Here is a 23,322-nt window from a genome sequence, read left to right as displayed (position 1 = left end):
GCTACGCCTGGGCGCGGGTGGGCGGCAACGAAGTCCGCAGGGTGGAACTCAGGCCCGGTACGCCTCGATCACCTCGATCGACGCGCGGACCTGCTCGAAGGTGGGCGGGGCCGCCCGGTTGAACACGACGGTCAGCGACCGGCGCGGGATGACCACGAACTCGACGTCGACCCCGGCCGCCTCCGACGCGGCCTCGACGACGTCCCGCCAGTGCGCCGGGTCGATCCCGTCCGGATCGGCCCACTCGTGCGCGAAGATCGCCCAGTTGCCCCTGAGCAGGGTGCCGACCACGTCCTGCGCGGTGTGGACGCGGTGCGGCGGACCTGTTTCAGCGGCCAAGTCTTCGCAGCCGCGGTGCTGCTGCGACAAGCGGGGCTTGGCCCCGCGGCCGGGGGCTTCGCCACCCGGACCCCCGCAAAGCGGGTGTGAAGGCCGCGGCGCCTTGGTGGACTACGGACAAATCCGCTCCTCTCGCCAACCTGCCCCGGGGATTCGGCGCCGGTCGCCGGAGTGTTTGGTTTTATTCCCGGAATTCCGGAGTATGGGAAGGACGTCCGAGGCCGGATCCCGCGCGTAGCTTCGGTCGCGTGGCCGATCGTGCGCCGTTCACCCTCGCTGTCGTGGGCGCCGGACCCCGCGGGGTCGGCGTCCTCGAACGGCTCGGCGCGAACGCGGACCTGCTGGGCGACCGGCGGCTCGAGGTGCACCTGATCGACCCGTTCCCGCCCGGGCCCGGCCGCGTCTGGCGCTACGACCAGTCGCCGCTGCTGCGGATGAACTCCATGCCCGAGGACGTCACGATGTTCACCGACGAGTCGGTGAAGATGGCGGGGCCGGTCCGGCCGGGGCCGACGCTGCTGGAGTGGGCGCGAAAGGTGCGTGACGGCGCGCTCGACGCCGAGGTCCCGCCGGACGTCGTCGCCGAGCTGGCCGCCCTCGGCAGCTTCGACTTCCCGACCCGCCGGTTGCAGAGCGCCTACCTGACCTGGTTCTACCGCAAGGTGCTCGGCGATCTCCCCGACGGCATCGACGTCGTCGAGCACGCGGCGCGGGCGGTGGGGGTCGACGGGTACACCGTCAGCCTGTCCGACGGCACGACCGTGCGCGCGGACGCCGTCGTGTTCACCGTCGGGCACCTCGACGCCGAGCCGGACGACCGCGAGCAGGAGCTGGTGGCGTTCGCCGCGCGGCACGGGCTCGCCTACTACCCGGCCGGCTACACCGCCGACGTCGACTACTCCGGCATCGCGCCGGGCGAAACGGTGCTGGTGCGCGGGTTCGGGCTGGCGTTCGTCGACCTGATGCTGCTGCTCACCGAGGGCCGCGGCGGCCGGTTCGAGGAACTCCCGTCCGGCGGCCTGCGCTACCACCCGAGCGGCGCCGAGCCGGTGCTGCACGTCGGTTCGCGGCGCGGGGTGCCCTACCACGCGAAGATCGGCTACCGGCTGCGCGGGAAACCGCCGCGGCTGCCCCGGTTCTTCGACGCCTACGCCATGGACGGCCTCGCCGGCGACGCGCTCGACTTCCGCGCGGACGTCTGGCCGCTGATCGCGAAGGAACTGGCCTGGGGCTACTACAGCGAGCTGTTCACCGGCCACCCCGACCGCGTGCGCCTGGACTTCGCGGTGTTCGCCGACGCTTTCGCCGACCTGCCCTGGGATTCGCCGGGCATGCGCGACCTCGTGGCGCGGGCGGTGCCCGCCGAGGCCGACCGCCTCGACCTCGACCGCCTGGACCGGCCCCTGGAGGGCCGCTCATTCGGCACGGCCGAGGAGTTCGGCAAGGAACTGCGCGAGTACGTCGAGGCCGACCTCGCGCGCCGGGCCGACCAGGAGTTCAGCGCCGACCTCGGCGCGTTCATGGCGTTGCTGTCGGTGTACGGCCAGCTGCCGGTGCTAGTCCAAAAAGGACGGCTGAACGCGGCTTCGCAGGTGTCCGATATGGACGGCTGGTTCCACGGCTTCTTCTCCTACTACGCCAGCGGACCGCCGCCCCGCCGGCTGGAGGAGCTGCTGGCGCTGCACGAAGCAGGCGTGGTTTCGTTCGCGGGCGCGGAAATGCAGGTGACGGCGGACGGCGGCGCGTTCGTCGCGACCACCGCCAGCTACCCGGGAACGGTGTCCGCGCGGACGCTCGTCGAGGCGCGGCTCCCGGGCCCGAGCGTGACCCGCGCGGCCGACGGCCTGCTCCGTCAGCTGCGCGACGCGGGCGAGCTGGCCGAGGAGACGGTGGCGGACCCGGTGTCCGGCGCGTCGCTGCCGTCGGGCCGGATCCACACGCGCGTGTCGGACTCCCGCCTCCTCGACGGCACGGGCCGCCCCCACCCGCACCGGTTCGCGATGGGCCCCCACACGAGCGCCCGCTCGGCGGCGGCGTTCACCCGGCCCCGCACGAACGCGGCGAGCTTCCGCCAGAACGACGCCGTGGCCCGCGAGATCCTGGCGCTCGTGAGTGGTCAAGGCGGCTAGAACCGCCCTGACCACTCACGAGGCCCAGGTGACCAGCTCGTCGAGGACCTGCTCCGGCGGCGGCATTTCCGCGATCTCGGCCGCGACTCCCCGGGCCAGTTCGCGCGGCTTCGGGTCGGTGAGCAGTTCGCGCGCCGCCGTCTCGATCGCGGGGATGCGGATCTCGTCGCCCACCAGCGCGCGGGCGAGTCCGAGGCGGGAAAGGTTCTCGGCGTTGGCGAACTGGTCGGCGCCCTGCGGCAGGATCAGCTGCGGCAGCCCGGCCGCGAGTGAGCCGAGGACCGTGCCCGTGCCGCCGTGGTGCACGACCAGTCCCGCGTGCTTCAGCACCTCGGCCTGCGGCACGAACCCGGCGACCCGGACGCGCGACGGCAGTTCTCCCAGCAGAGTGGGATCGCCGGGGCCCAGCGCCACCAGGACGTCGACGCCGAGGTTCGCCAGCGCGCGGATCGCGCCGCGCAGGACGTCCGTCGCGCCGAAGACCACCGTGCCGAGCGTCAGGTACACGAAGCCGTCTTCCGGCAGGGGCGGCAGCGGGACGTCGGGGTCGTACGGCGTCGGGCGCATCCGGAACACCGTCGGGACGGCCGCCGTACCCGGGTCGCGGACGCTGTCCGGCCAGACGTCGACGCAGGCGTCGCCGAAGAGCGCGTCCGCGGGGAGCGTGCCCCAGAGCGGCCGCAGCCGTTCGGCGGCGACGGCCAGCAGCTCCGGTGGCATGGACCGCCCGATGACGACCGAGACGGCGGGGATGCCCGCGCGGCGGGCCGCGATGCCGGCGCCGACGTCGCTCATCTCGTAGACGACGAGGTCGGGACGTAGTCCGGGGAGCAGCGGCGTCAGGTCTTCGAGCAGCGAACGCGGCAGCAGCTCGGCGAACATCGTGATGCCGACGTCGAGGAAACCGGCGTCCGCGCCGTGCCGCCGTTTCGCCTCGGCTTCCGCCTCGCCGATGCCGATCCCGGCCCGGTGGACGGCGAACCCGAGGTCACGCACCTTCGGGACGAACGACTCGCCGGTGCCGAAGACGACGTCGTGGCCGGCCGCCGCGGCGGCGTTCGCCAGCGGCAGCAAGGGGAACAGGTGGCCGTACGCCGGGCGGCACGTGAAGAGGATGCGCACTCACCCGAGCGTACTGGTCAGCCCTGCACGACCGGAGCGATTTGCTGCGCCCACTGCTGCGGTGCCGACGTCCCGCCGGGCAGGGAGTTGAAGTACTCCCAGCCGTCGACGCCGCCGAAGTCCGCGTACTTGCTCTTGAGGCTCCGCACGGTCGACTGGAGGGTCGGCATGTCGACGTACCCGCTGCAGTTGGCGGGATTGGTGACCGTCCCGGCGACGACCTTGCTCGCCGGCACGACGCCGCGGCGGATGATGTTGTCGTAGCCGGAGGTGGTGGAAAGGGAGCCCCAGCCGCAGTAGAACTGGGCGTTGAACCACGAGATCTGCGCGCCGCGGTCGCGGTAGAGGGTGTCGTAGTTCAGCCCCGAGAGCCCGCCACCGCCGCTGAGTTCGGTCGCCACCGGGGCGAGGGTGATCAGGAACGAACTGCCGAAGTCCGTGCGCAGGGCGTCGATCAGCTTGTTGAGGGCCGCGTTCGACATGTGCTCTTCGATGTCCAGGTCGATGCCGGACAGCGAATAGGTGCGGATGAGGTTCCGCAGCAAGGGGTAATACGTGCCGAACTGGGTTTCGAGGCGCTGGAAGCTGCCCGCGGCCGCCCCGCCGACGAACGCGAGGACGTCCACGCCCTGGTTGCGCAGGGTGGCGAGGTCCTGCCACATCCGCGTGAACTTGGCGGCGTTCGGCGGATCGTCGTTGAGGTGCACCACGCTGTTGGCGTCGAGGTGAATGGCCCCGACGATGACGTCCGTGGCCCCGGCGTCGCGCAGGGGAAGCGGCGAGACGTAGGCGGAGCCGTTGTAGATGGTCTGGTAGTAGACGACAACCCTGCGCCCGGCGGCGGCCGAAGCCGGCACCGCACCCGAAATCATCAGCACCAAGGCCACGAAGGCCACGCCGATCCTCCGCATGGTCCAGACCATACGTCGCGGTGGGTGGTTGGGGAACCACCCACCGTGCGTCCTGTCCGGTTTTCTGTCTCAGCCGACCTCCTGCACCGACCGCCCCGGGATCGCCGCCAGCAGTTCCTTCGTGTACTCCGACTGGGGCTCCGCCAGTACCTGCGCCGCCGGTCCCAGCTCCACCAGCTTGCCCGAGCGCATCACGCCGACCTGGTCGGCCAGCTGGCGCACCACCGCCAAGTCGTGCGAGATGAACAGGTACGACAACCCCAGCGACGACTGCAGCTCTGCCAGCAACGCCAAGATCTGGGCCTGCACCGAAACGTCCAGCGCCGACACCGGTTCGTCGCAGACCACCAAGTCCGGGCGCAGCGCCAGTGCCCGGGCGATCGCCACCCGCTGGCGTTGCCCGCCCGACAGCTCCGCCGGCTTGCGGCGCGCCACCGACGCCGGCAACGCCACCTGGTCGAGCAGCTCCGGGACCCGCGTGCGCGGCTGCTTGAACGCCCGCAGCGGCTCCGCCACGACGTCCTCGATCGAGAACTTCGGGTTCAGCGACGCGTACGGGTTCTGGTACACGATCTGCATCCGCCGCCGCAGCCTCCGGAGTTCCTCACCTGCCAGCGAAGTGATGTCCTGGCCGTCGAACGACACCGAGCCGGAAGACGGCGTTTCCAGCCGCAGCAGCAGCCGGGCCGTCGTCGACTTGCCCGAGCCGGACTCGCCCACCAGGGCCAAGGTCTGGCCGCGCGGGATGTCGAACGAGACCCCGTCGACCGCGCGGATGCCGTCGAACGACTTCGCGAGATCCCGCACCGACACCAGCGGCTCGGCCAACGGCGCGGGCGGGCGCAGCGTGCTCGACAGGCTCGGCGCCGCCGCGATCAGCTGCCGCGTGTACGGGTGCGTCGGCGCGCTGACCACCGACGAGCCCTCCTCGACGACCGAACCCTGCGACAGCACCACGATCCGCGACGCCCGGTCCGCCGCGACGCCGAGGTCGTGCGTGATCAGCAGGATCGCCGTCCCGGAGCCGGCGGCCAAGGACGTCAGGTGGTCGAGGATCCGGCGCTGGACCGTGACGTCCAGCGCCGACGTCGGCTCGTCCGCGATGATCAGCTTCGGCCGCCCGGCCAGCGCCGCCGCGATCAGCACCCGCTGCCGCAGCCCGCCCGACAGCTGGTGCGGGTACTGCCGGGCGCGCACCGACGGCTCGGGGACGCCGGCCCGCTCCAGCAAGGAGATCGCCTCGGCCGGCGCCGACCGCCGGTCCGCGAGGCCGTGGATCTTCAGCACCTCCGCGACCTGGTCGCCGATGCGGTGCACCGGGTTCAGCGACACCGCCGGGTCCTGCGGCACCAGCGCGATCTCGCGGCCGCGCACCGACCGCCACTGCCGGGGCGACAGTGAAAGCAGGTCCCGGCCGTCGAAGGTGATCGAACCGCCGTCGACGCGGCCGCCGCGGGGCAGCAGGCCGATCGCCGCGTGCGCGGTCGTCGACTTGCCCGAGCCCGACTCGCCGACGACGGCGACCACTTCGCCGGCGCCGACGGCGAACCCGACGTCACGCACGGCCGGGACCCCCTGGTATGACACGGCCAGGTCCGAAATCCGCAGCAGGCTCATCGGTCTCCTCCGTCCAGCGCGCGGGACAGCCGGTTCGCGGCGAGCACCACCGCCGCGACCGTCAGGCCCGGGAACGTCGTCATCCACCACGCGGTGGCCAGGAAGCTGCGCCCGCCCGCGACGAGCGAGCCCCACTCCGGCGTCGGCGGCGTCGCGCCGAAGCCGAGGAAGCTCAGCGCCGACACCTCGAGCACGGCCGTGCCGAGCGTGAGCGTCGCCAGCGCGAGCACCGGGCCCGCCGCGTTCGGCAGGACGTGCCGCAGCAGCACGCCCGACCAACGCACTCCGGAGGCCCGTGCCGCTTCGACGAACACGCCGTTTCGCACGCGCAGCACCTCCGCGCGCATCACCCGCGCGAAGGACGCCAGGTTCGCGATGCCGACGGCGATCGCCACGTTCGTCGTGCCGAAGCCCAGCGCCGTGACCAGCGCCAGCGACAGCAGGATCGGCGGGATGGCCAGGAAGACGTCGACGACCCGCATGATCGCGGTGTCGGCCCAGCCGCCGCGGAACCCGGCGAGCAGGCCGAGCGCCGAGCCCGCGACGAGCGCCACGAGCACGGCGATCGCGGTGGCCCGCAACGACAGCGACGCACCGTGGATCACGCGCGCGTAGACGTCCCGGCCGGTTTCGTCGGTACCGAACAGGTGGTGGAACGACGGCGCCTGCAGCCGCTCGGCCGGGACACCCGTGATCGGGTCGTACCCGGTCAGCAGGGCCGGCGCGAAGGCCGCCAGCAGGACGAACGCCAGTACCGCGACCGCGATCGCGAGTCCCGGACGGCGGACGACGGGGGTGGCGAGGTCAACCACGGGCCACCTCCGGCGTCCGGGCGATGCGCGGGTCGAGCAGCGGGTACAGCAGGTCGACGACCAGGTTGAGCACCACGAACACCAGCGCGGCCAGCACGATCACCGCCTGCACGACCGGAACGTCCTGCGCGGTGACGGCGGCCGCGGTGATCCGGCCGACGCCGTCGCGCGAGAACACCGTCTCGGTGATCACCGACCCCGCGACGAGGTTGCCCGCCACCACCCCGGTGATGGTCAGCGCCGGCACGGCCGCGTTGCGGAGCAGGTGTCCGAAGTGGACGCGCCAGCGGCTCGCGCCCTTGGCCGCCGCGATCTCCGCGTACGGCTCCTCCTGCTGCGTCGCCAGGCTCTTGGCCAGCACCTGCCCGATGATCGCGCCCGTCGGCAGGGCCAGGGTGATCGCGGGCAGGATCACCGCGGCGAAGCCCTGCGTGCCGAGCGCCGGCAGCAGCCGCAGGCGGAACGAGAAGAACTGGATCAGCAGCAGCCCGACCCAGAACGGCGGCAGCGAGATGGCCAGCGACGGCAGGGACAGCAGCGCCTGCCGCAGCCAGCGCAACCGCGTGAACGTGCCGAGGAACGCCGACCCGCCGCCGAACAGCACCGCGAAGACCAGTGCCAGGCCGGTCACGGCGAGCGTCGGCGGCAACGCCGTGACGACCATGTGGGTCGCGTCGTCGCCGGTCGCGACGCTGCGGCCGAAGTCGCCGTGCAGCGCCGAGACCAGCCGTTTCAGGTACTGCACCGGCAACGGCGAGTCGAGGCCGTACTCCGAGCGGGCGGCGGCGAGCTGCTCGGGCGTCGCCGACGAACCCGCCTCCCCGGCGGCGAGCTTCGCCGAAACGGCGTCCCCCGGCAGCAGGTAGAGGATGAGGAACGACAGCGTGAACGCCGCCCACAGCACGAACACCGCCTGCCCGACGCGGCGGAGGAGGTAGCGCCTCACGACAGCCACGCGTCGAACAGCTGCAGCCGCGACGACGCTTCGAAGTCGACGGCGTGCGCCTTCGCGCTGAGCGCGACGACCTGGGTCAGCTCGAACACCGGGATCGCGTAGGCGTGGTCGATGATGAGCTTCTGCACCTCGTCGGCGGACGGCTTGCGCTTGGCGGTGTCCACAGTGGACGACTGGGCGTCCAGGGCCACGTCGAGCGGGTTGCCCGGGGCGAGCTTGCTGCGGTTGCCCGCCTTGGTGGAGAACTGGCCGCGCAGGATGTCCGGGTCGGCGCGCGTGACGTTGTACCAGAGGAAGTCGTAGTTGCCGGCCAGCTGGAGCTGCGTCGTCTCGGCCGTCGTGTGCTGCTCGATCCGCAGGTCGAAGCCGATCTTGCGGAGCTGCTGCTGGATCAGCTCCAGCACGCTGCGGTTCTGGTTGAACACCGGCGAGAACACGACGGAGGCGCTCAGCTGCCGCCCGTCCTTGACGCGGATCCCGTCGGGACCGGGCACCCAGCCGTCGCCGTCCAGCAGCGCGGCCGCGCTCTTCTGGTCGTACGCGAGCTGCTGCGAGAGGTCGCTGACCAGCGGGGTCGCCGAGCCGAGGATGCTGGTCGCGGCCCGGTAGCTCGGCGTCAGCACGGTGTTCACGACCTCGGTGCGGTCAACGCCCTTGAGCACGGCCTGGCGCACCTTCTCGTCGGTGAGCACGCCGCGGGTGGTGTTGGCGTGCAGGTTGAACACGACGCCGGGATTGGGCCGGATGTTCTCGCTGAAGCCGTTGCCCTTGAACTGCGGCTCGTCGACCGGCTGGATGTCGGTGGCGGCGTCGAGCTGGCCGGAGGAGAGGCTGCCGGTGCGGACACCGGGCTCGGGCACGATCTTGTAGTCGATCTTGTCGAGGTAGGCCTCGCGCTGGTGCTTGAACAGCGACGAGCCCCAGCCGTAGCCCTTGCGCTTGGCCAGGACGATTTCCTGGTTCTGCTTCAGGCTTTCGAAGACGAACGGCCCGGAGCCGATCAGGCCGTTGCCCTGGCAGCGCTGCTCCGGCGTCTTCTTGAACGCGGCGGGGGCGAGGACGCCGAGCGAGACGGTCGAGCTGGCCTGCAGGAACTGCGCGCTGGGCGCGGAGAACTCGAGGCGGACGGTCCGCGGGTCGACCACGCCGGCGCCCTTGTACGCGGCGAGGTAGCCGTAACCGAGCTGGGCCTTCGTGCCGAGGGCCTTGATGCCGTCGAAGCTGGTCTTCACCGCGGCGGCGTCGACCGGGCTCCCGTCGGAGAACGTCGCGCCGGACCGCAGGTGAAAGGTGAACGCCGTCGAATCGGCGTTGCTCTCCCACTTTTCGGCCAGCCACGGCTTGATCTCGCCGGTCTTCGGGTCCTGGTCGGTGAGCGAGTCGACGAGCTGACGCGCGACGTTGATCGACGCGTTCGTCGCGACCTGCTGCGGGTCGATGCAGTCGGGCGCGGACGAAATACCCAGGCGCAGCGTGCCACCGGGTTTCGGCGGCCCGGAAGCGGCTTGTTCGGTGCCGGCGGCGGAGCAGGCGGTCAGCAGAACGGGCAGGGCGAGCAGGGCCGCGGCGTTGCGGGCGCGGAAGAGTGGGGACACCGGACGGCCTCCAGCGGGGAGCGGTTGCGTCTTCGAAGAGCGACGCTAACCACGCGCTGAAGGCCGTCCCACCAGGCGAACCGCGGTCCCAATCCCTGACACCGCACGGATTCGGCCTTGACAGCGCTCAGCAGCGGCCGAGCATGTCCGTCAGCGCCGACTTCTCCGCCGTGTTGATCGTCAGCTTGAACTTGTACTTCACCGCGACCCACATCTTTGCGTAGGTGCACCAGTAGGACACGAGCGGCGGCTTCCACTGGTCGGGCGACTTGTCGCCCTTCTCCTGGTTCACGTTGTCCGTCACGGCGATCAGCTGCGGGTCGGACAGGTCGTTCGCGTACGCCTGGCGCTGCGCGGTCGTCCACGACGAGGCGCCGGTGCGCCACGCGTCGGCCAGCGGCACGACGTGGTCGATGTCCACATCGGACGCCGCCGTCCAGGTCGCGCCGTCGTATGGGCTCTTCCAGCTGCCGGAGGTCGCCGCGCAGCTGGAGTCGGTGACCACGTTCGTGCCGTCGCGCTTGAGCACCACCTCACGGGTGTTGCAGCCGCCGCCCTGGTCGATCCAGTGCGGGAACTTGTCGCGGCTGTAGCCGGTCTGCGAACCGTCGGCCTTGACGGTCAGGGACGCGAGCTCGGTCTTCGCCGTCGAAGCCGACGGGATGCCCGGCGGGGTGGCCTCGGCGACGCTGACCAGCGTCCCGGAGAGCACGGCGGTGGCCGCGAGGATGGTGAACGAATGACGAACAGCACGCCTGGTTGGCATCTTGCTGCCTCCGGTTCAGGTGTGGGGACAGCTAACCCTGATACACCTGAGTGGCGTGTGCAACACGTATAGGTGACATGTTGCTGCCCGTTGGTGAACGCTGCGTTGCCACCGGTTCGCTCGACCGTGAAACTAGCAGGTCAGGCCGGTCCGCGGACCAGCCGAAGGTCTTGGGTGTGCCGGTACCACGTCCACTTGTTCACCGCGCGCTCGTGGACGACGTCGTCGCTGACGGGCCGCGTCGGGATGCAGCCGATTTGGAACGCGCGCGCGTAGAACGTCGTCGGCCGCTTGAAGAGGGTCCCCTTGACGACGCGGATCGCCAGGCCGGGCCCGCCCGGGTCCGGCGTCACCTCGACCGTCGAGGCGGGCCCGCGCAGCGCCACCTGCTCGTCGGCGTAGGCCACCCCGCGGACCAGCCGCAGCTCGCCGCGCCCGACGAGCACGCCGCCGACGTCGTCGCGGATCAGCGGCACCGGGTCGACCTCGCCGCGCAGCGCGAGCGCGACGGCCTGCAGCGGCGTCTTCGGCAGGTTCCAGAGCGCGGCGACCGACGAGTCCGGCGACGACGGCACGTACCCGACCGACACGCCGGAGAGCGCGTCCTTCCGGAGCAGCCGCAGCACGACCGCGGCGAGGTCCGCGTCCGTGCCCGACACGACCAGGTGATCGTGTTCGCCCAGCAAGGGGTCGATTTCCGCCTTGCCGGGACGGCTGGGCACGCGGACGGATTCGACGTCGTCGACTTCTTCGAAGCCGGCCGCGCCGTCGCCACAGGCCACCACGATTCCGCGCACCCGCAGGTCCTCCGTTACAGTCATGCACCGGCATTTCGTCAGCGCCACCGGTGTCCGTCCGGGACACTAAACCTCAGTCGTCGAACACCTGGAGTGTCACATGCCGGCCATCGTGCTCATCGGTGCCCAATGGGGAGACGAAGGCAAGGGCAAGGCCACCGACCTGATGGGTGACCGCGTCCAGTGGGTCGTCCGCTACCAGGGTGGCAACAACGCCGGTCACACGGTCGTCCTGCCGAACGGCGAGAACTTCGCCCTGCACCTCATCCCGTCGGGCATCCTGACGCCGGGCGTGACGAACGTCATCGGCAACGGCGTGGTGGTCGACCCGGGCGTGCTGCTGGAAGAGCTGTCCGGCCTCGAAGCGCGGGACGTCGACACGTCCAAGCTGCTGATCTCGGCCGACGCGCACCTGATCATGCCGTACCACGTGGCCATCGACAAAGTCACCGAGCGGTACCTCGGCAGCCGCAAGATCGGCACCACCGGCCGCGGCATCGGGCCGTGCTACCAGGACAAGATCGCCCGCGTCGGCGTCCGCGTGCAGGACCTGCTCGACGAGAAGATCTTCCGCCAGAAGGTCGAAGCCGCGCTGGAGTTCAAGAACCAGGTGCTGGTGAAGGTCTACAACCGCAAGGCGCTCGACGCGAACGAGGTCGCCGACGAGGTGCTGGCCGCGGGCGAGAAGTTCGCGCACCGCATCGCCGACACGCGCCTGCAGCTCAACCAGGCCCTCGAGCGCGGCGAAACCGTGCTGCTGGAGGGTTCGCAGGGCACGCTGCTCGACGTCGACCACGGCACGTACCCGTTCGTGACGTCGTCGAACCCGACGTCCGGCGGCGCGAGCGCGGGGTCGGGCATCGGCCCGGGCCGGATCACCACGGTGCTCGGCATCCTCAAGGCGTACACGACCCGCGTCGGCTCGGGCCCGTTCCCGACCGAGCTGCACGACGAGTCCGGCGAGTACCTGCGCAAGCAGGGCGGCGAGTTCGGCGTGACGACGGGCCGCTCACGCCGCACCGGCTGGTTCGACGCGGTGATCGCGCGGTACGCGGTGCGCGTCAACGGCATCACCGACTACTTCCTCACGAAGCTGGACGTGCTGTCCGGCCTGGAGAAGGTGCCGGTGTGCGTCGGCTACGAGGTCGACGGCTTCCGCACGCCGGACATGCCGATGACGCAGACCGACGTGCACCACGCCATCCCGATCTACGAAGAGCACCCGGGCTGGTTCGAGGACATCTCGGCGTGTCGCACGTTCGAGGAGCTCCCGGCGAACGCGCGCGCGTACGTCGAGCGCCTGGAAGAACTGTCGGGCGCCCGCATTTCGGCGATCGGCGTGGGCCCGGGCCGCGACCAGACGATCGTCCGGCACCAGTTCGTCTAGGTCAGTTTCGTGCTGACCGGCGTCTCGTTGCGGAAGAGGTCGAGCACCGGGCAGTGCTCGTCGACCTCGCGCTTGAGGTCTTCGTAGCGCTCCCGGCTCGCCGGCCCTTCGAGTTCGACGGACACGCGCACGTCCCCGAAACCGGGGCGCGTGTTGAAGGAGAAGCCGAAGAAGCCGTGGAGGTCGAGGTCGCCGTCGACGGTGACCTTGACGGAGTCGAGCGGGATCCCGCGCTTCGCCGCCCAGAACTGGTAGGTGACGACCTGGCAGGAGCCAAGGGCGGCGAGCGCGAACTCGACGGGGTTGGCGGCCTGGTCGGTCCCGCCGAGCGCGGGCGGCTCGTCGACGGTGAAGCTGTGGTCCCGCACCTGGACGTGGACCTCGGTCTTGGTCCCGGGCTTGAGGGTGTTGGCGACGGAGAAGGAAACAGCGGCGTTGTGCGGGTCGGCGTCGACGGCCTTGCGGGTGCCTTCGATGACGTCGGTCAGCGACATGGGCTCTCCTGAAGATCGTGATTTCGCTTCAGGGTGGGGGATTTCACGACGGCCCGCTCGGGTTCTCAATTCCTGGGAGCGGCGGCGTCCGGAATGCGGAAGCGCTTGCACGGGCGGCTGGGACGGGGATGATGAGCGGCGGCCTCCGTCCGCTGTGCCTGCCGGCGCGGGCGGGCCAGTTCTTCCTGTGGCGACCAACGTCGGTCCAGTCGCGATCACGATCACGAGGTTGAGCTGAACTTCTTCGAAGCTCCGCAGCAATCCGACCGGGACCCGTCGAACCGGCCGCCGGGCGCACCCCGCCCTTCCCTTGGGGGGCCGGTCCCGCTTCCAGCGTATCGGCACCCGGGTAGCAAAAACGGGCTCGGCCGGAATCTGTGGACAACCGGACCGCATGTGGACAACCCAGGCCCGCCGCGGCTCCCCGAGCCGGAAACTGTCGGAAACCCCGCCGAACCAAGCCAAGCCGTCGGTTCTCAATTCCTGGGAAGCCGGAAACCGGTGGCGCGTCTCGCTAACTTGAACCCATGACCATCGGAGTCACCCTCCCCGCCGGCGACACCGACGCCGCCCCCAATCTCGTCGACGAGCTGCTCGCCCAGGCCCGGCAAGCCGCCGATGCCGGGCTCAAGTCCGTCTGGTTCTCGCAGCTTCCCCTCAGCCAGGACGCCATCGCCGTCGCCGCGCTGGCCGGGCGGGAAAACCCCGGCCTCGAGGTCGGTACCTCCGTTGTCCCGACCTACCCGCGGCACCCGCTGCTCGTCGCCAGTGCCGCGCAAACCGCGCAAGCCGCCGCGCACGGCAACTTCACCCTCGGCATCGGGCTCGGCTCGAAAGGCTTCCTCGGTCCCGTCTACGGCCTCGGCTACCCGCCGCCCATCCGGCACCTGCGCGAGTACCTCACCGTCCTGAAGCAGGTCTTCGCCGGGGAAGCCGTCGACTTCGAAGGCGAAACCGTCCAAGCGAAACCGCCGGGACCCTCCACCGTGGCCGGCGGCCGCGACATCCCGGTCATCGTCGCCGCCATGGGGCCGCAGGCGCTCAAGGTCACCGCCGAGCTCGCCGACGGCACCCTGCCCTTCCTCGCCGGCCCGAGAGCGCTTTCCGAGCGGATCGTGCCGGCCATGGCCGGCAAGCGGGTCATCGCCGCCGTCCCCGCCATTGTCACCGACGAACCCGATGAAGTCCGCGCGAAAGCCGTCGAACAGATGGGTTTCTACGGCCAGATCCCGTCCTACCGGCGGATCCTCGACGTCGAAGGCGTCGGCCACGCGGCGGACCTCGCCATCATCGGCGACGAAAACACCGTCCTCAAGGGGCTCCGGCGCTACTACGACGCCGGCGCGACCGACGTCCTCGTCTCGCAGACCGGCATCCGGTCGGCCGCGGAACGGAAACGGACCTGGGAGGTCATCAGCTCAATCGGTTCGTGAGGGTCGCCGTCACCGACATCTCCTCCAGGTCCAGCTCCCGCAGCACCTTCTGCAGGACGTCGTCATCGAGGCGGCCCGCGCGGTTCTCCTCGATCATCGCCTTGCGCTGGATGATCAGCAGCTCCTTGCGGGCCTTCGCGAACTGGGCCTGCGGGGTGCCCGGGCGGTCCTCGCCCGACAGCTTGATCGTCGCTTCGGCGAACCGGTAGCGCGTGTCGACCAGCCGTTCCAGCCGCTCCTTGAGCCGCTGGACCTTCTCGGGCGGCAGGTCCAGCGATGCCAGCCGCTCGCGGCTGATCTCGCGCAGGCGTTCGTGCGCCGCCTTCTTCGCGACCTCCCGCGCGGCCAGCTCCTCGGCCTCGTCCCGCGACGCTTCCGCCGGGTCCTGCACCTTCAGCACCCGGATCAACGGCGGCAGCGTCAGCCCCTGGATCAGCACCGTCCCGATCGCCACGGCGAACGCGAACAGCTGGATCTCCTCGCGGCCCGGGGTGCCCGCCGGGACGCCGGCCGCCGCGGCCAGCGTCACGACGCCGCGCATGCCGGTCCACGACAACACCGCCAGCGAGCGCCACGGCGGGGCCGCGCGGCCGCGGCCGAACAGCCGCATCGCCCGTGGCAGGTAGGCGAAGACGAACACCGCCGGGATCCGCACCGCCATCGTCACCAGCAGCACGACCACCGCGACGAGCGCGAGCGTCCCGTTGTCGCGGGCGGCGTGCTGGGCGCCGTCGAGCACGAACGGCAGCTGCAGCCCCATCAGCGCGAACACCAGCGCCTCCAGCAGGACGTCGATGGACGCCCACACGGATCTGTCCTGCATGCGCGTCGCCGGGGACGCGTACAGCGAGCGTGCCCCCAGGTAGAGGCCGGCGGCGACGACCGCCAGCACGCCGGATCCGCTGAACTCCGCCCCGAACGGGTGCAGGTGTTCCGCGGTGACGTACGCGCCGAACGGGACGATGATCCCGAACGCCGACTCCATCAGCGGGTCGTCGAGCAGGCGCCGGACCAGCACGACGGCCGCGCCGATCGCGAGGCCGACCGCGATGCCCAGCACGGTCGCCACGCCGAACACCGCGAACCCGTGCCCCGCCGAACCCGCGGTGCCCGCGACCGCGGCCAGCGCGACCTTGTACAGCGTCAGCGCGGCGGCGTCGTTGACCAGGCTTTCCCCGGTCAGCACGGTCATCAGCCGCCGCGGCAGGCCGAGCTTGCGCCCGATCGCCACCGCCGTCACCGCGTCCGGCGGCGCCACCACCGCGCCGAGGACCAGCGCCGAGGCGAACGGCACGTCCGGCAGCAGCAGGTGCACGACGGAGGCGACGACCACCGCGGTCACCGCGACCAGCACCACGCCGAGCGCGACGATCGGCCGCAGGCTGTTCTTGAAGTGCGTCAGCGAGCTTTCCAGTGACGTCGAATAGAGCAGCGGCGGCAGCACGACGGTGAGCACCAGCTCGGGCTCCAGCTCGAACCGCGGGACGCCGGGGATCAGCGCGACGCCGAGCGCGACGACCACCACGAGCAGCGGCGCCGACAGGTTGTAGCGCCGCGCGAGGGCGGTCAGGGCCAGCGAGCCGGCGAGCACGCCCATCAGCGTCAGGATTTCCACTCGCGTGATCTTCCCGCAGGTAGACGGCCTGCGCTCGGCTTCCGCTCAGTGGAAGTGACCTGGATTACGACATACCTCCCAGGCATACTTGTGCGCAATACGTACACCTGTGCGGATCACGTGCACCGACGCACATCCGGAGGTTCTCCATGTCCCCTGGCACCCGCTCCTGGGTCGTGCCCCTGGCCTGGACCGCCGTCCTGCTCGACGGGTTCGACCTGGTCGTGCTCGGCACCGTGCTGCCCGTGCTGCTCCGCGGCCACGTCTGGGGCCTGACACCCGCCACGGCGTCGGTCGTGTCGACGGTCGGGCTCGCCGGGATGATGCTGGGCGGGCTGGCGATCGGCACCGTCACCGACGTCATCGGCCGCCGGAAGTCGCTGATCATCTCGGTGACGCTGTTCTCGCTCTGCACGCTGCTGTGCGCGTTCGCGCCCTCGACGTTCGTCTTCGGGTTGCTGCGGTTCGTCGCCGGCCTCGGCCTCGGCGGCTGCCTGCCGACGGCGATCACGCTCGTCACGGAGTACGCGCGCCAAGGCAAGTCCGGCAGCGCGACGACCACGGTGATGACCGGCTACCACGTCGGCGCGGTGCTGACGGCGCTGCTGGGCATCGTGCTGATCTCGCCGCTGGGCTGGCGCGCGATGTTCGTCGCGGGCGCGATCCCGGCGGTGGTGCTGATCCCGCTGATGCTGAAGTTCCTGCCGGAGTCCGAGTCGTTCCAGCGGGTTCGCGAGACCGAGCGGTCGGCCGGGCACGCCGTCGCCGGCCTGTTCCGCGGCGGCCTGCTGCGCGCGACGATCGCGTTCTGGGTCACGTCGTTCATGGGACTGCTGCTGGTGTACGGCCTGAACACGTGGCTGCCGGAGATCATGCGCCAGGCCGGCTACCCGCTCGGCGCGGCATTGAGCCTGTTGCTGACGCTGAACGTCGGCGGCATCGCGGGCCTGCTCGTGGCGGGCCGGGTCGCCGACCGCGTCGGCATCCGGCCGTCGGCCATCGTGTGGTTCTGCGCGGGCGCGGTGTTCCTCGCACTGCTGAGCGTGAAGCTGCCCGCTGTCGGGCTGTATGCGGCGGTGTTCCTCACCGGCTGTTTCGTGTTCAGCGCGCAGGTGCTGGTGTACGCCTACATCGGCCGGATCTACCCGGACGCCATCCGCGCGACCGGCCTCGGCTGGTCCGCCGGCATCGGCCGGATCGGCGCGATCTCCGGTCCGATCCTCGGCGGCGCGCTGCTGACGGCCGGAATCGCGTACCCGTGGGGTTTCTACGCGTTCGCGGGTGTCGGCGCGCTGGGCGCGGCGGCCGTGACGGTGGTCCGTCCCGGCCGCCGCTCCCCGGCCGAAGACGACGTCAGCCCAGCTCCTTCAGCTCCTGCTCGACCGCGGCCAGTTCCGCCTCGGACCCCTGGACCTTCGGGCCCTTGAACCACTTGCGGGCCGAGAGCACCCACCACAGGGCCGCGCCGCCGAGCACCACGAGGAACGCGATCGGCGTGTAGTTGAAGGAGTCCACCGTCACCGGCGACACCTGCGGCAGCATGAACAGGAAGAAGATCAGCACGACCCAGATCGTCGCGATGATGCCGACCGGCTTGCCCCACCTGCCGAGTGACCACGGTCCGGGCTCGAACGAGTCGCCGCGGCGGACGCGCAGGAACACCGGGATCACGTACGCCACGTACAGCCCGACGACGGCGATCGACGTCACCGCCGCGTAGGCCGTCGCGCTCCACAGGTACGGCAGCGCCAGGACCAGCGCGCCGCCCGCAGCGAGCCACACGGCGTTGGTCGGCGTCTGCGTCCGCTTGTTGATCTTGTGCCAGAACCCCGATCCGGGGATCGCGCCGTCGCGGGCGAACGCGTAGATCATCCGCGAGTTCGCCGTAACCGACGCCATGCCGCAGAACAGCTGCGCGCCGATGCAGATCAGCAGCAGGAACTTGCCGGTGACCGCGCCGGTGGCGTCGATGAAGATCTGCGCGGGCGGGACGCCGGTGGCCGAGCCGACGGCGCCGTCGTAGTCCTGGATCGCGAACGTCAGGCCGATCAGCAGGATCCAGCCCGCGACGAGCGAGACGACGATCGACATGACGATGCCGCGCGGCCCGGCCGTCGCCGCGCTCTTCGTCTCCTCGGTCATGTGCGCCGATGCGTCGTAACCGGTCAACGTGTACTGGGCCACCAGCAGACCCAGTGCGAAGACGTAGAAGGTCGAACCCCAGCCCGTCTGGTTGACGAAGCTGCCGAAGACGAACGACGCGTCCTGGTGCTTGGCCGGCACGAAGACCAGCACGCCGACGATCACCAGCACGCCGATGAGGTGCCACCACACGCTGACGTTGTTGAGGATCGCGACGATCCGGACGCCGAAGGTGTTCAGCAGGCCGTGCACCACGAGGATGATCGCGAGCAGCAGGATCGTGTGCCCCGGCGTCGCCTCGTAGCCCCACTGCAGGTCGAGGAACGCGTTGAGGAACAGCGCCGCGCCGAAGTCGATGCCCGCGGTGACCGCGATCTGCCCGATGAGGTTGAACCAGCCGGTGAACCACGACCAGACGGGTCCGGACCTGTCCGGCGCGAGCTTCGCCGCCCAGTAGTAGAGGCCGCCCGCGGTCGGGTAGCTCGAGCAGACCTCGGCCATGCCGAGCCCGACCAGGATGACGAACACCCCGACCAGTGGCCAGCCCCAGATCATCGCGGCGGGTCCGCCGGTCTTCATGCCGAAGCCGTAGAGCGTCAGGCAGCCGGAGAGGATCGAGATGATCGTGAACGAGACGGCGAAGTTGGAGAACGCGGACATCGTCCGTTTGAGCTCTTGGGCGTACCCCAGCTGGTGCAGGCGCGCGCTGTCTTCGTCGGCGTGGTCGGGGGTGGTCTGCTGGTCGGAAACATCCATCGGGCACCTCTTGAAAGGTATGCGGCCAGACCATTGAATTCGCCGAAGGTAGCCTTGGTCCCGGAGGGTGTCAAGCCTTCGTCAAATACTCGTCCAGCCGCGCGAGCAGGGGCCCGCCACCTCGGTGGTCGTTCGAGATCAGCGTCGCGGTGACCCCGGACGACGGCTGGTGCGTACTCCGGAAGCTGACGCCGTGGTCGCCGCCCTCCAGCCGGACCACGCCCGGCCGCGGCAGCCAGAAGCCGAGCCCGTAGCGCTCCCCGCGCAGCATCCGCCGGACCCACTCGCGCGGGACGATCCGGCCGTCGAACAGAGCGCGCCAGAACTTCCGGAAGTCCGGCGCAGTGCTGTAGATCCCGCCGTCGCCGTGGCCGACGACCGGGAGGCTGAACACGTTGGTGCGGCCGTCTTCCAGGTAGCCGGTGGCCGTCCGGGCGGGCAGCGCGTCCGAGCGCAGGAACGCCGTGTCGGTCATCCCCGCGGGCTCGGTGACGCGCGTCCGCACGAGGTCGGCGAAAGGTATGCCCGCGATCCGTTCGGCGATCAGGCCGAGCACGACGAAGGCGCCGTTGTTGTAGTGGAAGCGTTCGCCCGGCGGGAACCGCTGCGGGAAGCCGTCGAGCGCGGCGAGGTAGTCGGCCGACGTGGCCAGCAGGGGCGTCGGCGGCGGCCCTGCCTCGTCGTCTTCGTCGCAGTAGTCGCCGATGCCGGACGTGTGCGTCAGCAGGTGTTCGACGGTCACGCGGTCGTCGATCAGCGGCAGGTCGCCGCCGAGGACCTCCCGTGCCGTGGTGCCGAGCGAGAGGCGCCCCTCGGCGACCAGGCCGACGACCACCAGCGCCGTGAACCCCTTGGTGCCGCTGGCGATCGCGAACCGCGTGTCGATGGTGTTTTCGACGCCGTGGGCGATGTGCGCGTACCCGGACGCCTCGGCGAGCAGCGTCTCGTCGCCGCGGCTGACCAGCACGACACCGGAAAAGGGCGCTTCCACGGACCCAGCGTCCACGGAAGCGCCCTTCCCGGCAAAGCGGTTTTCTACCGGCCCAGGAACGCGTGCAGCGACTCGAGCGCGGTGTCCGGCTGGTCGGCGAAGAAGCCGTCGACGCCGGCCTCGAGGAACGCGGCCTCCTCGGTGAAGACGTCCCCGTAGGCGTCCGGCTCGGCCGACGAGCGCAGGTTCGCCGGCAGGAACGGGTTTTCGTTCCGGAACGTGTACGGCTGGACCTTCAGACCCGCCCGGTGCGCGTCGGCGACGAGCGCGGTCGGCGTGCCCAGGTTGTCGTTCTTGTCCCGCGGGATGACCTGCGCCTTGTCCGGCCCGAGGTACTTCGCGTACTTCGCGACTTCGCGCAGCCCCTGCGGCGTGACGAGGTCCGCGTACGTCCGCGGGTCGCCCTTCGCGACGAAGTCCGCCGGGGCGCCGGTCGCCGAGGTCAGCTGCAGCAGCGGCGTCCGGACCTGCTTGTGCAGCTCGATCAGGTTCGACACCTCGAACGACTGGATGATCGCCGGCGCGTCCGGCCGGTCGAGGCCGTTGCGCTTGAGGAGCGCGACGAGCTTCGGCTCGGTCGGGTTGCCGATGGAGGAGAAGAACGTCGAGTGCTTGACCTCGGGGTAGGTGCCGAGCGTCCGGTGCAGCTCCTTGCCGAGCCGCTTGGTCAGGTCGAGCACCTCCTGGAAGGTGGCGATCTGGTAGCGCCCGTTGTACAGCGTGTTGTGCGGGCGGTTCTGCGGGATCCGCTCGACCGCGCGCAGGGTCTTCAGCTCGGCGAGCGTGAAGTCCTGGGTGAACCACCCGGTGGTGGAGACACCGTCGATGACGAGCGTCTTCTTCCGGTTCGCGAACTCGGGGTGCTTCGCGACGTCGGTGGTGCCGCCGATCTCCGGCTCGTGCCGGGCGACGAGCTGGCCGTCCTTGGTGGGCACGAGGTCGACGTCCACGAAGCCGACGCCCATCCGGAAGGCGAGCTCGTAGGAGGCGAGGGTGTGCTCCGGCCGGTAGCCGGGGGCACCGCGGTGTCCGACGATCACGGGGTCATCGTGGCCCCGCCCGTGCGCGGCCGCATCGGCGGACCCGGTTTCCGACGCGCTCGCCGACCCGACGGCCAGCCCGGTGACGCTCAGCAGCGCCAGTCCGGCGAGTGCCAGTACGCCGACACGTTTGCGCTTCATCTGGTGACCTCTTTTCCCACAGGGTTGACCCTGACTACCCGCGCAACCCTCGATGTCGCAAGCATCCGAAGTGCGTATCCGGGCGAACCGGACGGTGAACGGCGCATGGACTCCTGCCCGCGCGGCGCCCCGGCCGAGCGGCGCCCCGGCCGAGCGGCGCCCCGGCCGAGCGGCGCCCCGGCCGAGCGGCGCCCCGCCCTCCCTGGGGGCAGCCCCGCTTCCAGCGTATCGGCGCCCTCCGACGAAACGTCCGGATCGCCGGGGCCGGAGGCCGAGTAGTCCACAACGGCGGCGACTTGTGGACAAGCCCGTCAGCGACCTGCCCGGTCCGCCGCGAACCCGGCCGACCTCGGCACTGCCGTTTCGCTGGGGGCGGCCGGCGGATCGCTCGCCGAGTGGCCAGCCGGCCCCGCCGAGCCCCTGAACGGCGCGTGGCCTCCCGCCCACCCCAGCTGCCGACCGACGGCGAAATGTCCGCCGCGAACCCGGCCGGATACGCTGTGCTCCGTGCGCGTACTGGTAATCGGCTCCGGCGCCCGTGAGCATGCCCTCGTCCTCGCGGCCTCCGGTGACCCCGCGGTCACCGCGCTGGCCTGCGCGCCCGGCAACGCCGGGACCGCCGCCGTGGCCGAGCAGCTCGGTGTCGAAGCCGCCGATCCCGAAGCCGTCGCCGCGCTCGCCAAGAGCTGGCAGGCCGACCTCGTCGTCGTCGGGCCGGAGGTGCCGCTCGTCGCCGGGGTCGCCGACGCCGTCCGGAAGGCCGGCATCGCCTGCTTCGGGCCCTCGGCCGCCGCCGCTCGCATCGAAGGCTCGAAGGCCTTCGCCAAGGACGTCATGGCCGCCGCGAACGTGCCGACCGCGCGCAGCGAGGTGGTCGACAACCCGGCCCGCCTCGATGCCGCGCTCAACCGCTTCGGCCCCACCTGGGTGGTCAAGGACGACGGCCTCGCCGCCGGCAAGGGCGTCGTCGTCACGACGGACTACGACGTCGCACGCAAGCACGCGATCATGCTGCTCGACGGCGGCCACCCGGTCCTCCTGGAGTCCTTTTTGGACGGCCCGGAGGCCTCGCTGTTCTGCTTCGTCGACGGCAACACCGTCGTCCCGCTGCTGCCCGCGCAGGACTTCAAGCGCGTCGGCGACGGCGACGCCGGCCCCAACACCGGCGGCATGGGCGCCTACGCGCCGCTGCCGTGGGCGCCCGAAAACCTGGTCGACGACCTGGTCGAGCGGGTCGTCCAGCCGGTCGCCGACGAGCTCGTCCGGCGCGGGGCGCCGTTCTCCGGCCTGCTCTACGCCGGGCTCGCGCTGACCTCCGACGGCCCGCAGGTCATCGAGTTCAACTGCCGCTTCGGCGACCCGGAGACCCAGGTCGTGCTGGCCCTGCTGCGCACCCCGATCGCCGGGTTGATGCACGCCACCGCCACCGGCAAGCTCGCCGAGCACCCGCCGCTGGAGTGGGCGAACGGCGCCGCGGTCACCGTCGTGATCGCCGCCGACGGCTACCCGGGCAAGCCGCGCACCGGCGACGTCATCGGCGGTGCCGAGCTGGAGGGCGTGCTGCACGCGGGCACCCGCCGCCGCGACGACGGCGCCGTCGTCTCCTCGGGCGGCCGCGTGCTCTCGGTCGTCGGCACCGGCAAGACGCTCAAGTCGGCGCGCAAGCACGCGTACGAGACCGTCGAGAAGATCCACCTCGCGGGCTCGCACCACCGCACGGACATCGCCCTCAAGGCGGCGAACGGCGAGGTCGGCACCCCGGCGAAACAGCGCGCCTGATCGGGGGAACCGGCGGCGTCCGGTCTTCGTCCAACCTCAGGCTGCGCCTACACGTGGGTTGGTAACCTCGACGGGAGTCGGCCGGTCACTGTCCGCATGACGTCAGGGGAGAGCATGTCAGGACCCTCGTACGACCTGAGCCCGGCCGTCCCGGTGGCGCCGGCGGCCGCGGACGTCCTGGTCCACCCGGACAAGCTGCTCGACGTCGCCCGGATCGTCGAAGAGCAGGCCAACGCCCTCGAAGACCAGCTGCTGACCAAGCTCGGCCTGCTGCGGATCGACGCGCCGTCGGCCGACGTGATCAGCACCCAGTCCATCGAGGCCTGGAACTCCCTGATCGCCGACGGCGACCGCTCCTACGCGGGTCAGGTCCGCGAGTACGTCGCCGGCCTGAAGCGCCTCGTCTCGCAGCTGCGTGACGCCGCCAAGGACTACAAGGTCAGCGACGAGGAGAAGGCGGCGGTGTTCGGTGACCGCGGCAAGCACGGTGCGTAGCCGGAC

General features: G+C 70.9%; 20 protein-coding genes. 6 read left to right on the top strand and 14 right to left on the bottom strand.

Features of this window, described 5'->3' with window-relative positions; translation table 11 throughout:
• Positions 1 to 48: 48 nt before the first annotated feature.
• Positions 49 to 339 carry a hypothetical protein gene (locus tag AB0J40_RS05365; RefSeq protein WP_364447929.1) on the bottom strand — a complete coding sequence of 97 codons (291 nt, stop codon included), beginning with the start codon at positions 337 to 339 and terminating at the stop codon, positions 49 to 51.
• 248 nt (positions 340 to 587) lie between these two features.
• Here AB0J40_RS05365 and AB0J40_RS05360 point away from each other — a divergent pair, with 248 nt between their 5' ends.
• A complete protein-coding gene (locus AB0J40_RS05360) occupies positions 588 to 2,468 on the top strand; it encodes an FAD/NAD(P)-binding protein (RefSeq protein ID WP_364447926.1) in 1,881 nt (626 codons plus the stop codon).
• Between the two features lie 15 nt (positions 2,469 to 2,483).
• Here AB0J40_RS05360 and AB0J40_RS05355 read toward each other — a convergent pair whose 3' ends face one another.
• The 8 genes from AB0J40_RS05355 to AB0J40_RS05320 all read right to left on the bottom strand — a co-directional run bounded on the left by AB0J40_RS05355 (position 2,484) and on the right by AB0J40_RS05320 (position 11,031).
• A complete protein-coding gene (locus AB0J40_RS05355) occupies positions 2,484 to 3,590 on the bottom strand; it encodes a glycosyltransferase (RefSeq protein WP_364447923.1) in 1,107 nt (368 codons plus the stop codon).
• 17 nt (positions 3,591 to 3,607) lie between these two features.
• Entirely contained in the window at positions 3,608 to 4,501 is an 894-nt protein-coding gene (locus tag AB0J40_RS05350; protein ID WP_364447920.1) for a glycosyl hydrolase family 18 protein, read from the bottom strand.
• A 69-nt stretch (positions 4,502 to 4,570) separates the two neighbouring features.
• On the bottom strand, positions 4,571 to 6,118 hold the full coding sequence (locus AB0J40_RS05345) for an ABC transporter ATP-binding protein (protein WP_364447918.1): 1,548 nt from the start codon (positions 6,116 to 6,118) through the stop codon (positions 4,571 to 4,573).
• Complete coding sequence (locus tag AB0J40_RS05340; RefSeq protein WP_364447915.1) at positions 6,115 to 6,930, bottom strand: ABC transporter permease; 816 nt, start codon at positions 6,928 to 6,930, stop codon at positions 6,115 to 6,117. Before AB0J40_RS05340 ends, AB0J40_RS05345 begins: the two co-directional genes overlap by 4 nt.
• Positions 6,923 to 7,876 (bottom strand): ABC transporter permease, encoded by a 954-nt coding sequence (locus tag AB0J40_RS05335; protein WP_364448696.1) that lies wholly within the window; start codon positions 7,874 to 7,876, stop codon positions 6,923 to 6,925. Before AB0J40_RS05335 ends, AB0J40_RS05340 begins: the two co-directional genes overlap by 8 nt.
• Positions 7,873 to 9,480: an ABC transporter substrate-binding protein gene (locus tag AB0J40_RS05330; protein WP_364447912.1), complete on the bottom strand. Its 1,608-nt coding sequence runs from the start codon at positions 9,478 to 9,480 to the stop codon at positions 7,873 to 7,875. The genes AB0J40_RS05335 and AB0J40_RS05330 overlap by 4 nt, the downstream gene beginning before the upstream one ends.
• Positions 9,481 to 9,607: 127 nt before the next feature.
• Positions 9,608 to 10,246, bottom strand: coding sequence for a DUF1524 domain-containing protein (locus AB0J40_RS05325; protein ID WP_364447910.1), 639 nt, complete (start codon positions 10,244 to 10,246; stop codon positions 9,608 to 9,610).
• Positions 10,247 to 10,386: 140 nt separating this feature from the next.
• Positions 10,387 to 11,031, bottom strand: coding sequence for a hypothetical protein (locus tag AB0J40_RS05320; protein ID WP_364448694.1), 645 nt, complete (start codon positions 11,029 to 11,031; stop codon positions 10,387 to 10,389).
• Positions 11,032 to 11,143: 112 nt separating this feature from the next.
• Between AB0J40_RS05320 and AB0J40_RS05315 the strand changes: the two genes are divergently transcribed.
• Positions 11,144 to 12,430 carry an adenylosuccinate synthase gene (locus tag AB0J40_RS05315; RefSeq protein WP_364447908.1) on the top strand — a complete coding sequence of 429 codons (1,287 nt, stop codon included), beginning with the start codon at positions 11,144 to 11,146 and terminating at the stop codon, positions 12,428 to 12,430.
• Here AB0J40_RS05315 and AB0J40_RS05310 read toward each other — a convergent pair.
• Positions 12,427 to 12,924, bottom strand: a complete 498-nt coding sequence (locus AB0J40_RS05310) for an OsmC family protein (RefSeq protein WP_364447905.1) — start codon at positions 12,922 to 12,924, stop codon at positions 12,427 to 12,429. The two genes, AB0J40_RS05315 and AB0J40_RS05310, sit on opposite strands and share 4 nt — an antisense overlap.
• A 527-nt stretch (positions 12,925 to 13,451) precedes the next feature.
• On the opposite strand from AB0J40_RS05310, the gene AB0J40_RS05305 reads away from it, so the two are divergent.
• Positions 13,452 to 14,357: a TIGR03564 family F420-dependent LLM class oxidoreductase gene (locus AB0J40_RS05305; RefSeq protein ID WP_364447902.1), complete on the top strand. Its 906-nt coding sequence runs from the start codon at positions 13,452 to 13,454 to the stop codon at positions 14,355 to 14,357.
• Here AB0J40_RS05305 and AB0J40_RS05300 read toward each other — a convergent pair.
• A complete protein-coding gene (locus AB0J40_RS05300; RefSeq protein WP_364447899.1) occupies positions 14,338 to 15,972 on the bottom strand; it encodes a cation:proton antiporter in 1,635 nt (544 codons plus the stop codon). The two genes, AB0J40_RS05305 and AB0J40_RS05300, sit on opposite strands and share 20 nt — an antisense overlap.
• Before the next feature lie 149 nt (positions 15,973 to 16,121).
• On the opposite strand from AB0J40_RS05300, the gene AB0J40_RS05295 reads away from it, so the two are divergent.
• Positions 16,122 to 17,399, top strand: a complete 1,278-nt coding sequence (locus AB0J40_RS05295) for an aromatic acid/H+ symport family MFS transporter (RefSeq protein WP_364447897.1) — start codon at positions 16,122 to 16,124, stop codon at positions 17,397 to 17,399.
• Here the strand turns inward: AB0J40_RS05295 and AB0J40_RS05290 are convergent.
• The 3 genes from AB0J40_RS05290 to AB0J40_RS05280 form a co-directional block, all read right to left on the bottom strand.
• Positions 17,326 to 18,870, bottom strand: coding sequence for an amino acid permease (locus tag AB0J40_RS05290; RefSeq protein WP_364447894.1), 1,545 nt, complete (start codon positions 18,868 to 18,870; stop codon positions 17,326 to 17,328). The genes AB0J40_RS05295 and AB0J40_RS05290 overlap by 74 nt on opposite strands.
• A gap of 70 nt (positions 18,871 to 18,940) precedes the next feature.
• Positions 18,941 to 19,861, bottom strand: coding sequence for a serine hydrolase domain-containing protein (locus AB0J40_RS05285; protein ID WP_364447891.1), 921 nt, complete (start codon positions 19,859 to 19,861; stop codon positions 18,941 to 18,943).
• Positions 19,862 to 19,905: 44 nt separating this feature from the next.
• Positions 19,906 to 21,042: a glycerophosphodiester phosphodiesterase gene (locus AB0J40_RS05280; protein ID WP_364447889.1), complete on the bottom strand. Its 1,137-nt coding sequence runs from the start codon at positions 21,040 to 21,042 to the stop codon at positions 19,906 to 19,908.
• 507 nt (positions 21,043 to 21,549) lie between these two features.
• Here AB0J40_RS05280 and purD point away from each other — a divergent pair.
• Together purD and AB0J40_RS05270 are read left to right on the top strand one after the other, a co-directional pair.
• Entirely contained in the window at positions 21,550 to 22,821 is a 1,272-nt protein-coding gene (gene purD / locus AB0J40_RS05275; protein ID WP_364447886.1) for a phosphoribosylamine--glycine ligase, read from the top strand.
• A gap of 114 nt (positions 22,822 to 22,935) precedes the next feature.
• Positions 22,936 to 23,316 carry a hypothetical protein gene (locus tag AB0J40_RS05270; protein ID WP_208608264.1) on the top strand — a complete coding sequence of 127 codons (381 nt, stop codon included), beginning with the start codon at positions 22,936 to 22,938 and terminating at the stop codon, positions 23,314 to 23,316.
• Positions 23,317 to 23,322: the final 6 nt, after the last annotated feature.

It is taken from the genome of Amycolatopsis sp. NPDC049691, assembly GCF_040675005.1.
Lineage (GTDB): Bacteria > Actinomycetota > Actinomycetes > Mycobacteriales > Pseudonocardiaceae > Amycolatopsis.
This window is presented reverse-complemented; position numbering and strand designations above follow the sequence as displayed.